Here is a 13,024-nt window from a genome sequence, read left to right on the forward strand (position 1 = left end):
ACAGCGAAGTCTTATCTTCAAGATTCGGGTTTCTCGCGTAACGGTCTGATCGAGCAACTAGAGTATGACGGTTATACAGGCAGTGACGCGACCACAGCAGTAGATAGTTTAGATATGAACTGGATTAAGCAGGCTAAGAAAACAGCGAAGTCTTATCTTCAAGATTCGGGTTTCTCGCGTAACGGTCTGATCGAGCAACTAGAGTATGACGGTTATACGAGCAGTGATGCGACCATAGCAGTAGATAGCCTAAACTTGAGTCAATCGAAGAGCGACAAACCTAAGCAGAGCCAAACAGAAACAGTGGAGTTTATACCTAAGAATTTAGCCGATCTGACAAACCCTCAAAAGAATGCTGTTAGGTCAGCAAAAGACTGGATAGAGTACTCTGCTTATTCACGTAAAAATCTTATTGAAACGCTCTCTCAAAGTGATGGCTATACTATTGATGATGCGACTGCAGCAGTAGATGGTTTGAATATTGATTGGAACGAGCAGGCACTGAGGTCAGCAAAAGATTGGCTTGAATACTCTGGCTACTCACGCAAAAATCTTATCGAAACATTTTCTCAAAGTGATGGTTACAGTCAAAGCCAAGCAACTTATGCAGCAGAAAAGGCTGGTGTTTGAGTGCACTTAAACATAGGTCTTATAAATACACTAAATAAAAGAAGTAAAATAATTACTAAAAGGTAGCTAATTAAAGTAGCGACTCTACTCAACTTAATTTTAAAAAAATGAGTAAAAATGTTGAGGGTTATGTAGGTTCATCAAATTTAGAATATCTTTGAGAGAAGGTATTTTATGTAGAAAAGCCAGACAACTTAAGTTGTCTGGCTTTTCTTATGATTAACACTCATTTATTTTCTTTATCTGTCCGCCATAAAGCATGCTCACATATTGTGCATAACCAACTATTTTTGGCATGCATGTAAGGAATATCAGCAGGTACTTCAATTGGGCAAGCATAGCCACAGTATTCACATACAACATCGTCCAAGTAGGCATAACATTGAGCAACTGTCTCAAAGAATAATTGAGGACTTACCTCATACTTCTCACAAAGCGTCTTCACATGTTTAATAAAGCCGCTTTTATTATCGTACGCCCAGTAATTCTCACATATTTTGATATCATATGGGCTCTGCGTCATATTAGGCTGAAGTTTTACACTCATAATATTTTCCTCAGTAGCTGCCATAATCAGAGTGCGGTAATAGCTCATAAAGCTCGCTCTGAAGCTGACAACGCATATCCTCAACCATATAACCAAGACTCGAATCCAAGCGCTTCTGCACCCACACACGCATCGCCATATCATTATTAAAGCACCGCTTCACTCCTAAGAATCGTGCTAAGTTATGTCCCGATGAAACGTACAACTCACGCATCAATGCATTAGCAATAAGGTTTGCATCTGCACTGATTGCACCATCAGGTTTAAACTCACCAAACAGCTCCTCATAATTGATGATTTTCATTGTGACGTCTCCTTGTCAGTTTGTGCATTCGTGATTAGTGCTTCAGCTCCAGAGCTATTCGATGCACCTGTTAACTTCTCCTTACTCGCTAAGAGCAAGTTATCCATCGCTGAGCCATCCTGTCGGGTAATATCAGGCACATATCGGCTATACACTCTAAACAGCATCTCCGTACTACTGTGACCCATCTGCCGAGCTATCCACTCAGGGTTTTCACCTGCAGCAAGCCAAAGTGTTGCTGCCGTATGCCGAGTCTGATAAGCACGCCTATGTTTGAGACCGAGTAGGGCAAGGGTGGGTTTCCATATCCGCCGGTTCACATCGCGATACTCCAAAGGGTTGCCTTGTGAATTGCAAAATACAAACTCCGACTTACCGTAGGTGATAGACTTTTGATCTTGCAGTGCGTTATATACTAACTGCGACATAGCGATCTCACGCTGGGAGCCTAACGTCTTTGTTGGACCCATCTCACCATTCACTAATGCACCGCAAATACTGATCTCACGCCGATCAAAGTTAATGCAGTCCCATTTCAGCCCATCAATCTCACTGGTACGCATACCTGTAAAGAAACGAGTAGTATAGTAGGGCTTATAATCAGCACGGACATGCTTTAAAATCAGCCATACCTCACTTAATGTAAACGGATTAACATCCGGACGAGCTTGTTTGAGATTCTTAATATTCTTATAAGGCATCTCAAACTCATGGCGATCTGACGCTTCTTCTAGTATCATACGGAGAAGTATCATGATCTGGTTGATCCGTGCTACTGACAGACTTGACTGACCATCTTTACCGTAACGAACTTTGGCGAGGGAGCTACGGAAGGTCAGCAAGTCTGGTTTTTTTATCGCATGCACTGCTTTGCCACCAAACTCAGGCAATAAGTACTTGTTCAAAATAATCTGCGTCTTTTGCCGATAGCTCGGCCGCCATTCAATCTTCTTCTCCTCATACCAAATCTCTGAAAACTGCCTAAAGGTAGGATTGCGACTGATACAAGCTTCCGCTCTATCAGCCAGTGCATTCATTTCCTGCGCTCGTTCACTCTTCGGGAAGTAAGTAGCGTAGTCAAAGATACCTAGGGTGATTTCAGCTTCCATTTTTTCGATGATCTTAGCCAGCTTCTTTCGATTGGCTGGAGTGTCTGTGAGATTGGTTGTCTCACGGCAACGCATATTCATATATCGAAAATCTACGAATAGCTTGCCACGTCTCGCTCTTATTGAGGCCATGATTGAGCTCCTTGTTTATGTAAAACTTACTGTAAAGACATTCCATTGATAGCGCTCATAACAGGCTTGCACATATCCTCTTCGATACGTTCCCATACATATAAAATCTTACGACCACCAAACGGGCGTATGTAGTGAATGTTTTCAATCAAAACGGTGTCTTTCATTTGATTGCGAATAGTGCGTGCGTCGTACTTAATACGATCCGCTAGTTCTTGAGTAGTTAGATAGGTCTGTGACATAATAGTTCTCCATGTGAAATAAATTTACTATTAGTGAGTTGTTAGTTATCACTAATGAGTACATATTATCTATAAATATTATCACTTGCAAGTACTTTTTTATCACTTTAGGGATTTTATGTATGATTAAGCTTAATTTACCTGTTTTATTTGCACAAAAAGGCATTCGTGTGGCGGATGCTGATAGGTTGTCTAAACTAGGAAGGTCTACTTTGTACCGGATGTACAATAATGAAGTCACTAGAATAGACTTTGATTCATTAAATGAGCTTTGTAAGCTTTTAGATTGCACACCTGGAGATATTATCCTCTATGAAAAAGATGAAATTTGTGAGGAAGGTGGTTCAGAAGAAAGTTAGAATGCTTACTAGAATGGTTGTTCGAAGTGTCTTGAAAATAATCAAGCTTAGCGCCGATACATATTTTACTCGATCTAATTACTTTTAAATATTAGGTTGTAGTCATCACCGTTTAAGCGACAATTAATTTTGAATGTTACAAATCTGAAATGGATTTCAGAAGATTTAAGCCTCTAAAAAACATGTTTTTTGCTGAATTGAGGTTGGGTTCAAAAATCAGCATAGTGCCAAATTCACTAGGTTAGGTGTCATGATGGTTTTTGAACCAAAAATAGCTGGGTTGTGGTTAAATACGTATACGCAGTTTTAGGGCAGGGCACGGTTTGGGCACCAAATGGGCACCGCACCGAAAATGAGCTTTTTAATTGAGTAGATAAACTTAACTATAAGAAAATAAATATTCGAAGAAATACTCTACAAGCCCCGAAAAATGGGCAAAAAAAAGCCTCACTGCTCGTATAAAGAGTAGTGAGGCTTTTTAGATATTTGGAGCGGGATAAGAGATTCGAACTCTCGACCCCAACCTTGGCAAGGTTATGCTCTACCACTGAGCTAATCCCGCTGATTCATCGTTTGATTAACTATCATCAGATGATGAAGGCGTATTATACGCGGTTTTTCTAGGCTGTCAACAACCACCATGAAAAAAAGTAAAATTTAATAAAATAGGCATGTCATCGTACCATTGATGTATGATATAACAGTTTTTCATAATAGGTATTCCAAAAGATTTTTGTCACACAGATAATTTTGAGATACGATTTTATAATTATTTTCAACCGTTTATATTATTACTAGTATTTATGAATATAATTCTTAAGGATAAGAGCTATGAGCCAACAGTATACCATCGCTGACTATTTGTTCGATCGCATCGCTGAAGCAGGTGCGACTGAGATATTTGGCGTACCAGGTGATTTTAACCTAACATTTTTAGACAATGTTATTGATTCTGACAAATTGCGTTGGGTAGGTAATAGCAATGAGTTAAATGCAGGTTACGCTGCTGATGGTTACGCACGTGAGCGTGGGTTTGCAGCTATGGTGACGACCTTTGGTGTGGGCGAGCTATCAGCGATCAATGCCACCGCAGGCTCTTTTGCAGAGTATGCGCCAGTATTGCATGTCGTCGGTGCGCCCAGTACGGCTTTGCAAGATTCTAAGCAACGCATTCACCATACGCTTGGTGATGGGGTGTTTAACCACTTTATCAAGATGGTAGAACCAGTAACAGTAGCACGCGCACACCTTACCGCCGAAAACGCAGCTTCAGAGATTGATAGAGTCATTCGTGTGACCCTCAAAAAACACCGTCCAGGCTACTTGCTACTATCACCAGATGTGGCACGTCAGCCTATTTACCCGCCATCTACTAAGCTTGTCGATAGTGCAGAGAAAATAACCAGTGAAGCTGCCTTGGCTGATTTCAAAAAAGCATTGAAGGCGTTTTTGCCGAACAAGACCACCACTTTGATGGCGGACTTGATGGTGCATCGTTTAGGACTACAAGACCAGCTCAAAGCTTTGATTGCTGATACCGAGATTCCTTATACGACGCTATCATGGGGTAAGACTCTATTGGATGAGCAAAGCGATCGCTGGGCTGGCACATATGCAGGCGTAGCATCACGTCCAGTAGTAAAAGATGCGGTAGAAAACTGCGAATGCCTTATTAAAATTGGGGTACAGTATACCGATACAACGACTGCAGGATTTAGCCAAAATATTGACAAAAAAACAGTCGTAGATTTGCATTATGAACGTGCGACTATTAGTGGACAGAACTTCGCTCCTATTGCATTAGAAGATGCGCTACAAGCATTACATGAAGTCATGACATCAGGAATCAATATCGTACCAAAACCTTTTTGTAGAGAAATTAGGCCGCATGAGCAACATGGCACTGATGAAGAAGCCATTCGTCAAGACGACCTATGGCATGTCATCGCAGACCACTTGGATCATAACAATCTAGTGTTTGCCGACCAAGGAACTGCTTACTTTGGTATCAGTGATGTACGTCTACCAGAGGGCGTGACTTGTTATGGTCAGCCAATGTGGGGCTCGATTGGTTATACCTTACCGGCAAGCTTAGGGGCAGCTATTGCATCGCCTGATAAACGTAGCGTATTACTCATTGGCGATGGCTCAGCATTATTGACCATACAAGAAATAGCAACGATGATTCAAGAGCGTATCAACCCTGTCATCATGCTTATCAATAATGACGGCTATACCGTTGAGCGTGCCATTCATGGTGAAAACCAGCATTATAATGATATTCCTAAGTGTAACTGGCACCTAATGCCGCAAGCTTTTGGTGCAGATGAACAAAACAGTCTTGTACTGAAAGCAGAGACAATGAGCCAATTGAAAGCTGCTCTAAAGACAGCCGCAGCAACGACAGATAAAATGGTGTTTTTAGAGGTGATAACGGACAAGCACGATATTCCGCCTTTGTTGGCAGATATTAGTGCAGCGCTGAAGCCAAAGGCAGATTAAGTAGTTGCTTATATAGTTATTTATAGCATAAGCATTAAAAAGCCCCGCTCAAAAGTTTAAGCGGGGCTTTTTAATTTTATATTAAGCGTTGTAATGGTTACTTGTAAGGTTTAGAAATGGAACTTAACCAGTGCACTAGGGACGCTTTGATCTACGCCATCAAAACCAAATTTGTTTTTCCAGTAGCTGTATTCCATACCCACTTCAATACGGTTATCGATACCCAATGCATCTTGTAGGTTATACTTAATTTGTGGATTAATATGTAATTGATCCGCTTTGTCATCGTTATTAAAAGAGTAATCGATATAGCCATCAACGACGAAGTTGTTCTTTTCCCAACCATAGGTTAAGGTAATTTGCTGATCATCGGCATCACTGAACGTATCATCATTGAAAGCATGATAGATTGATGCTGAAGCATACTTCATACCATCGATTGGTATGTTTAAATCAGCGCCAATACCCACCAAAAAGTTATCTTGCTCAAACCCACTTTCACTGGTTCCAAACTCATATTGACCAGCCAAGTTCACCTGTTTGATGAAGCTATTACTGTAGTCGGATATTTTAAACTTAGGCGCAACTTCACCATAAATATCTTTTGAACGACTGCCGCTGACATCTTCATTGCCTTGCAAGCGATCAACGAAAAAGAACAGACCGCCCCAGTCAAAGGCTGAGGCATGCTCAAGGGTGACGGTGGTTATTTCCTGTTTTACACCTGCAGGCCCGGTTTTATAATTGTCACCATAAAGCACAGAGATGCTGGTATCAGAAAAAAAGCGTTTGGCGTTGGCACTCGTAGACATCGCGCCCATAGCGATAATAGCGGCGGCGGCAATGGTAAGTGGCTTGATAGCAGAGGTAGTTGAATTAAAACGCACAGTATTACTCCTTTAATTACAGTCGTTAATTTCCCTCAAAAGCACAGTTATAGGATCATACAAGTGTCAGTTTTAACATCCTGTCAAAACGCACTATTACTGCGAAGGAAAGACAATTTGATAGAGTTGACCATTTAGTCAAGATTTATATTACTACAAAGAGATTACAATTAGTAGCATTAATGAATTAAAAAGTAGAATATAAAAAAGCTCACAGTCACTTGTGAGCTTTTTATGCATTATGGAGTATAGGCGTCATGACTGCTCATACTTTAATTGAGCAGACGTAAACATGTGATTTACTATGTAAGTCATTGATTATCAATAATATTTAATGTCTTTTATCAGTTTTGGCCAACTATAGCAACCTACTACATTTAAACTTATGATTTAAATATAGTAGGTTTGGATTTTTGCCGCGCAATCACGTAGTATTGGTAAAAACTGTTCGATCAAAACGTCATGAGAGATGCGTAAGGCATTGGTGCTAATATTAATAGCGCCAATAAGCTCGTTATTTGCTTTATAAACTGGAAGTGCTAAGGATAGCAGGCCTGTATCTAGCTCTTGATTGACCACGACGTATTTTCGATCTTTAGCGTCTTTCAACGCTTGATTAAGCTGATTACGATCGGTAATGCTGTAGGGCGTATAAGCACATAGCTCAACGTTATTAACATAATTTTTAAGCGGTTCATCAGGAAGGTTGGCAAGTATCGCGCGACCCATAGAAGTATAAGCTGCCGGTAGTTTTGTGCCAATCGCTAGGGTAATAGACATTAGGCGATGTTCAGCTGCAGAGCGGGCGATATATACCACTTCATTACCGTCTAACGCTGCAAACGAACACGACTCCCCAGTTTGTTCAGTGACGCGTTCCAAATAGAACTGGATGATATCGTGATGGTGGACACTATTCAAGTAACTGGCACCAAGGCTTAACGTTTTAGGCGTTAGACGAAATTGACGCTTGCTTTTATGGACGTAACCCAGAGCGTGCAAGGTTAATAGATAACGCCTAGCCTTTGCTCGATCTATCTTAGCGCGCTCAGCTACTTCGCTCAACGTCATACTAGAGTGGTTTTCATCAAAAGTCAGTAATACACTCATCCCTGCCGCAAGCGATGCAACAAAATCTGGACTATCAACAGGTATTTTCTCATCTTGTTCTTTATTCATGCTATTCAATGATTACCAAAATTAGAGATTCTAAATGAAAATTACTCAATTAATCAATCAGCCATTTATGCATAATAATACTGTAGAGCACTTTTCAGATCGGCTGTTTGTGCAGGTTATGATAGATTTTGAGCTGGCCATTATAGAGGCCCGAGAAGGTCATAGCCTCATTCCAGCAGGCATCTTACAGCAAACCAAAGAAGCGCTAACGATAGATATGTTCGATATTGATGAGATTGGCGCGCAAACCTACCTTGGTGGCAATGCAGCTATTCCTTTTGTCGCTCAGGCCAAAACCTTGTTACCTCAAGACATAAAACCGTACTTTCATCAGACCGTCACCAGCCAAGATGTCATTGATACAGCGATGATGATGATGCTTAAGCCTGCTTTAAAACGTATCAATAATGATTTAACCGATATACTGCAAGCTTGCGCTATATTAATTGAGAGTCACCGCGCGACACCGATGGCGGGTAGAACCCTGTTACAACAAGCATTACCGATTACTTTTGGAGTAAAAGCCTCGCAGTGGGCAGCATCGCTTATCGCTGTTTTGCCAAATTTAACCCAATTAGAGCAGGCAGGGTTTTATCTACAATGGGGCGGCCCTGTCGGGGTTAGTAATGAAGAGAATGAACGTTATGAGCTGCCTCAGCAAGTAGCGACATTGCTCGGTCTATCGTTGCCGCTGCTGCCTTGGCATACAAATAGACAACCTATTCATGCGCTCGCTTCTGGATTGGATGCTTGTGCTTGTGCTATGGAAAATATCGTTGAAGATATAGCATTGATGTGCCAGTCTGAGCTAGGCGAGTTGGCGGAGCCTGTTATCAAAGGGATGGGCGGCTCATCATCGATGCCGCATAAGCGCAATCCTGTGTTGTGTGCATTAATTAAGACCGCTACGTTAAGGATGCATGGACATCTAAGTGTGATTAGTAATACAACTGCTCAGCCTTTTGAGCGCGCATTGGGTCAGTGGCATGCAAGCTGGATGCCTTTAATGGAAGGGATCGCTTTGCTTGCGGGTGCTGCAAATTATCTAAAGACTTTATTACAAGGGCTGCAAGTGTATCCTAAGCGCATGGCGGCCAATCTTGATTTAAATAGTGATGCGTATCTTATTGAGCCTTTGAGGTATCATTTTTTAGAGCATCCAGAGCAAATCTATCCTTTAATAAATCAAGCGAGTGAGCAAGCACATAAAGAACATAAAGGCTTTGTAAAAACGTTTTTTGAAACAATAACATACTCATCTGTACAGATTAGCGATTATAACTCAAACGAGCTTGCGACACTGCTATCTCCTTTGACTTACTGCGGTGCGGCAGATAGACAGTGTCAGCTAATAATACAAGCAATCGAATCGATAGTTGCAAAATCAACCAGCATAAATAAATAACCTGATTGACAGAAGCTTAGAAAAGGGTTACGTTAATTCACTATACGAACAAGGATTCTTATATAGAACAATTGATAAAGATTTTAATATATTTATCTTTACTCATCAAAAAAGGAATTTGTGATGAAAAAAATGCTTTCTATTAGTATGGCATTGACGGCTTTAATAGGCTTTGCAGGCTGTTCACAATCAAATGAGACTGCTAATGATACTAGTGCGACAAGCTCACAAGAGACGACTACATTACGTTTTGCTCACTTTTGGCCAGCGACTTCAGCGACGCATAAAGACGTTTTTGCACCTTGGGCAAAAAAGGTTGAAGAAGAGTCAAACGGTCGCTTAAAAGTTGAAATCTTTCCTTCTGCCACTCTTAGTAAAGCCGATGCCGCTTACGATGCTGCTGCAAAAGGCACCATCGATATTGGCTCTCAACTTCAAGGTTATACCAATGGGCGCTTCCCATTAACTCAAATCACAGAGCTTCCTGGTCTTTCAAATTCAGCCACTCAAATGAACTGTATGCTCCAGACATTGTATGATGATGGGGTGATTTCGAGCGAATATGAAGACACGCATTTGTTATTTATGATGGGTACTGGCCCTGGAGGTATTCATACAATTGATAAAGAAATTCGCAAACCAGAGGATCTAAAAGGCTTACGTATCCGCCGTCCTTCTGCCATTGCGGGCGACATTATTGAAGCAGCAGGGGGCACGCCTGTCGGTCTACCAGCTCCTGATCTTTATACTTCGTTGCAACGCGGCGTACTGGACGGTTTAAGTTTGCCGTGGGATGCAACTGGCTCATTCAAACTTATCGAGCTTGTAAACACTCATACCAACATGCCTTTTTATAGTTCCGCTATTATGGTGACGATGAATAAAGACAAGTACGAAAGCCTACCTGACGATCTCAAAAAAGTTATCGATGACAACTCCGGTATGGAGATGGCTGCTATCGCTGGTGAAGTGTTTGATGGTGAAGATGCCAAATTTATGGCTGAGGCCGCAGCCAAAGGCGATACCATGATAGACATCCCTGATCCATTAAGTGATCCTGCATGGAGCGCACCATTGGAAGCTGGTACACAAAAATATCTAAAAGACACTGAAGCCCTTGGCTTGGATGCCCAAACAGTCTATCAAAAAGCCAAAGAAGCCAGTGCAGCATGTAAAGCCTAGTTTATACAATCATAATAGACTGACCCTACATAAGAAGTTTGCACGATTTTAATTTATCTACAAGGATGTGATAAAGATGTTTTTTAAAATTAAAAGGGGCGCCATACCTTTATCTTTGCTAATGGCATTAGGCATGTCAGGCTGCTCTAATCAATCTGAGCAAGGTGTCAATACCGATTCAGGCGCGGCAGATGTTGCGACGCAGGAAGTTACGACGCTAAGGTTCTCACACTTTTGGCCATCTACAGCAGCTTTACATACAGAGGTGTTTGAGCCGTGGGCCAAAAAGATTGAAGCAGACTCAGAGGGTAGGCTAAAAGTTGAGATTTACCCCTCAGCCACTCTAAGTAAACCTGATATCACTTATGATTCGACTGCTAAAGGCACTGTGGATATAGGGGCGCAAGTTCAGGGCTATATCAGTGGCCGTTTTCCATTGACTGAGGTTACCCAGCTACCTGGCCTTTCAAGCTCAGGTGCTCAATTAAGCTGTATGCTACAAACCTTGTATAACGATGATGTGATAGCAGATGAGTATGAGGATACCCATCTGCTATTTATGATGGCGTCAGGACCTGGCGTTTTTCATACGATTGATAAGCCTATACGTCAGCCAGAAGATCTCAAAGGCATGCGTATTCGCCGACCGTTAGAGATAGCGGCCAATATTATCGAAGCGGCAGGGGGCACACCTGTTGGTATGCCGGCATCTGATCAATATACTTCCTTGCAACGCGGTGTGATAGATGGAGTGAGCACGCCTTGGGATGCGGCAGGCGCTTTTAAGTTAGCAGAATTGACCAACACGCATACGACCATACCTTTGTATAGCTCCGCTTTATTGGTAACCATGAATAAAGACAAGTATCAAAGCCTACCTGATGATCTCAAAAAAGTTATCGATGACAATTCAGGTATGGATATGGCAAAGGTTGCAGGCGGCTTATTTGATAGTGAAGATATCAGGGTTAAAGCTGAGTCCAAAGCTCGCGGCGATACCATGATAGAGATTCCTGATCCATTAAACGATCCTGCTTGGAGCGGTATACTCAAGACAGAAATTGAAAAATATCTCAATAATGTGGAAGCGCTGGGATTAGACGCCCAAGGCGTTTATAAAAAGGCTCAAGACGCGAGCGTTGCTTGTAAGGTTTAATTTTTATTAGCGAAAAATTAGTAATCATATTGAAATATTGTTTTCTCAGTTCTCAGTTCTCAGTTCTCAGTTCTCAGTTCTCAGTTCTCAGTTCTCAGTTCTCAGTTTTCAGCTAATGTAGTAAAACTCATTTTCAACAATTTTTAAGGGATTAAAAATGGTTAATAGTGTTCACCCCACAGGACTTTTCGATAATAGTGCAAAAGATTATCAGCATATTACTTCCCATCCTTTAGCTTCTGCTATGGGCGCAGAAATTAGAGGTGTAGATTTAAGCGATGTCAGCGACGATGTCATGGCTGAAATCGAAGATGCTCTTTATCGACATAAAATGATTTTTTTTAGAGATCAGGAAATATCTTTTACTGATCACGAAAACTTAATCCTTCAGCTTGGTGAGTTTGGGACAGATGCTTATACGACTGGTGTTCCTGGTCATCCAAATGTTCAACCGCTTATTAAAGAAGCAAGCGTAACTACCAAAAGCGTATTTGGTAGTGGCTGGCATGTCGATTCAGCTTTTTTAGAGTGCCCGCCTTCTATTGCCATTAATTATGGTGTCGATATACCACCATACGGTGGCGATACGATGTTTGCCAATGCTGTGTTGGCTTATAACTCTTTGAGTCCAGCGATGCAGGAAATGATAGCGCCGCTAAAAGTATGGATGAGTGGTAAAAACGTCCTTGCCAATATGCAATCAGAAAAGCAATCTCAAGAATCAGGAAAAGTAGGGGCTATTGGCAATATTGAACTGGATTTAAATACCCAGCAGATGCTAGAAGGTTTTTATCATCCAATGGTCAGAACCCATCCGGTTTCAGGTGAAAAATCACTGTATGTTGATAAGATTTATGCCTGCGGTATAGAAGGCATGACAGAAGATGAGTCGCGACCTTTACTTGATTTTTTATCCAGCTTTGCCACTCAAGAATCCTTTACTTGTCGTTTAAAATGGGAAAATAATACCGTTATTATGTGGGATAATAGGATTTGCTTGCATCAAGCTTTTAATGACTACGATGGTTATCGGCGCGAGATGTATCGGGCGATAGTCATGGGTGAGCGGCCAGTATAATAAGTTTTTATACAGTCAAATAAAACCTTCAAATTTAGTAAAGATCAACTTCGACAGCGATAAGGTGGAAAACCCATCTTATCCTATTAATCAAGCGGTATGATTCACATAGCTTTTTATGAAGGCAGATCAGACGCGTATTGTGTTAGGCACGGCGCATTAAAACGTATTTTAAGAAGTAAAACATATATAGATAATACAAATTATAAAATGAGACAAGCCTAAATGAATGATGACTTTTATTTTAATACGATTAATAAAGGGGTCAGTTTCGATGGTAAACCAACGACATCGTTAAAACTGCCAAATAAA

At 41.2% G+C, this 13,024-nt stretch carries 13 protein-coding genes and 1 tRNA gene; 7 read left to right on the forward strand and 7 right to left on the reverse strand.

Features of this window, described 5'->3' with window-relative positions:
• The coding region (locus Q0890_RS09280; RefSeq protein WP_299219885.1) for an Ltp family lipoprotein at positions 1-630 on the forward strand (630 nt) is incomplete at its 5' end.
• A gap of 226 nt (positions 631-856) precedes the next feature.
• Here Q0890_RS09280 and Q0890_RS09285 read toward each other — a convergent pair.
• The 4 genes from Q0890_RS09285 to Q0890_RS09300 are packed head-to-tail and all read right to left on the reverse strand — an operon-like array spanning position 857 to position 2,964.
• Positions 857-1,177 carry a hypothetical protein gene (locus Q0890_RS09285; protein ID WP_299219887.1) on the reverse strand — a complete coding sequence of 107 codons (321 nt, stop codon included), beginning with the start codon at positions 1,175-1,177 and terminating at the stop codon, positions 857-859.
• A gap of 10 nt (positions 1,178-1,187) precedes the next feature.
• Positions 1,188-1,481 carry a hypothetical protein gene (locus Q0890_RS09290; protein ID WP_299219890.1) on the reverse strand — a complete coding sequence of 98 codons (294 nt, stop codon included), beginning with the start codon at positions 1,479-1,481 and terminating at the stop codon, positions 1,188-1,190.
• Positions 1,478-2,722, reverse strand: a complete 1,245-nt coding sequence (locus Q0890_RS09295) for a site-specific integrase (protein WP_299219892.1) — start codon at positions 2,720-2,722, stop codon at positions 1,478-1,480. Before Q0890_RS09295 ends, Q0890_RS09290 begins: the two co-directional genes overlap by 4 nt.
• 26 nt (positions 2,723-2,748) lie before the next feature.
• A complete protein-coding gene (locus tag Q0890_RS09300) occupies positions 2,749-2,964 on the reverse strand; it encodes a hypothetical protein (RefSeq protein ID WP_299219895.1) in 216 nt (71 codons plus the stop codon).
• A gap of 122 nt (positions 2,965-3,086) precedes the next feature.
• Between Q0890_RS09300 and Q0890_RS09305 the strand changes: the two genes are divergently transcribed.
• Positions 3,087-3,323 (forward strand): helix-turn-helix transcriptional regulator, encoded by a 237-nt coding sequence (locus Q0890_RS09305; RefSeq protein WP_299219915.1) that lies wholly within the window; start codon positions 3,087-3,089, stop codon positions 3,321-3,323.
• A 487-nt stretch (positions 3,324-3,810) separates the two neighbouring features.
• Here Q0890_RS09305 and Q0890_RS09310 read toward each other — a convergent pair.
• Positions 3,811-3,885 (reverse strand) — tRNA-Gly (locus Q0890_RS09310).
• A 269-nt stretch (positions 3,886-4,154) separates the two neighbouring features.
• Between Q0890_RS09310 and Q0890_RS09315 the strand changes: the two genes are divergently transcribed.
• Complete coding sequence (locus tag Q0890_RS09315; RefSeq protein WP_299219918.1) at positions 4,155-5,825, forward strand: thiamine pyrophosphate-binding protein; 1,671 nt, start codon at positions 4,155-4,157, stop codon at positions 5,823-5,825.
• A gap of 110 nt (positions 5,826-5,935) precedes the next feature.
• Here Q0890_RS09315 and Q0890_RS09320 read toward each other — a convergent pair whose 3' ends face one another.
• On the reverse strand, positions 5,936-6,712 hold the full coding sequence (locus Q0890_RS09320) for a DUF5020 domain-containing protein (RefSeq protein ID WP_299219921.1): 777 nt from the start codon (positions 6,710-6,712) through the stop codon (positions 5,936-5,938).
• A gap of 390 nt (positions 6,713-7,102) precedes the next feature.
• Positions 7,103-7,891, reverse strand: coding sequence for an IclR family transcriptional regulator C-terminal domain-containing protein (locus tag Q0890_RS09325; protein WP_299219924.1), 789 nt, complete (start codon positions 7,889-7,891; stop codon positions 7,103-7,105).
• A 34-nt stretch (positions 7,892-7,925) separates the two neighbouring features.
• On the opposite strand from Q0890_RS09325, the gene Q0890_RS09330 reads away from it, so the two are divergent.
• From Q0890_RS09330 to Q0890_RS09345, 4 genes are all read left to right on the forward strand, one after another.
• The gene (locus Q0890_RS09330; RefSeq protein ID WP_299219926.1) at positions 7,926-9,296 is read left to right on the forward strand and encodes a lyase family protein; all 1,371 of its coding nucleotides are present in this window, start codon (positions 7,926-7,928) and stop codon (positions 9,294-9,296) included.
• 123 nt (positions 9,297-9,419) lie between these two features.
• Positions 9,420-10,478: a TRAP transporter substrate-binding protein gene (gene dctP, locus Q0890_RS09335; protein WP_299219929.1), complete on the forward strand. Its 1,059-nt coding sequence runs from the start codon at positions 9,420-9,422 to the stop codon at positions 10,476-10,478.
• A 76-nt stretch (positions 10,479-10,554) separates the two neighbouring features.
• Entirely contained in the window at positions 10,555-11,634 is a 1,080-nt protein-coding gene (locus Q0890_RS09340) for a TRAP transporter substrate-binding protein (RefSeq protein WP_299219932.1), read from the forward strand.
• A gap of 157 nt (positions 11,635-11,791) precedes the next feature.
• A complete protein-coding gene (locus Q0890_RS09345) occupies positions 11,792-12,712 on the forward strand; it encodes a TauD/TfdA family dioxygenase (protein WP_299219934.1) in 921 nt (306 codons plus the stop codon).
• The last annotated feature ends 312 nt before the right edge of the window (positions 12,713-13,024 follow it).

Origin of the sequence: uncultured Psychrobacter sp., assembly GCF_947488565.1 — a bacterium.
Classification (GTDB): domain Bacteria; phylum Pseudomonadota; class Gammaproteobacteria; order Pseudomonadales; family Moraxellaceae; genus Psychrobacter; species Psychrobacter saeujeotis.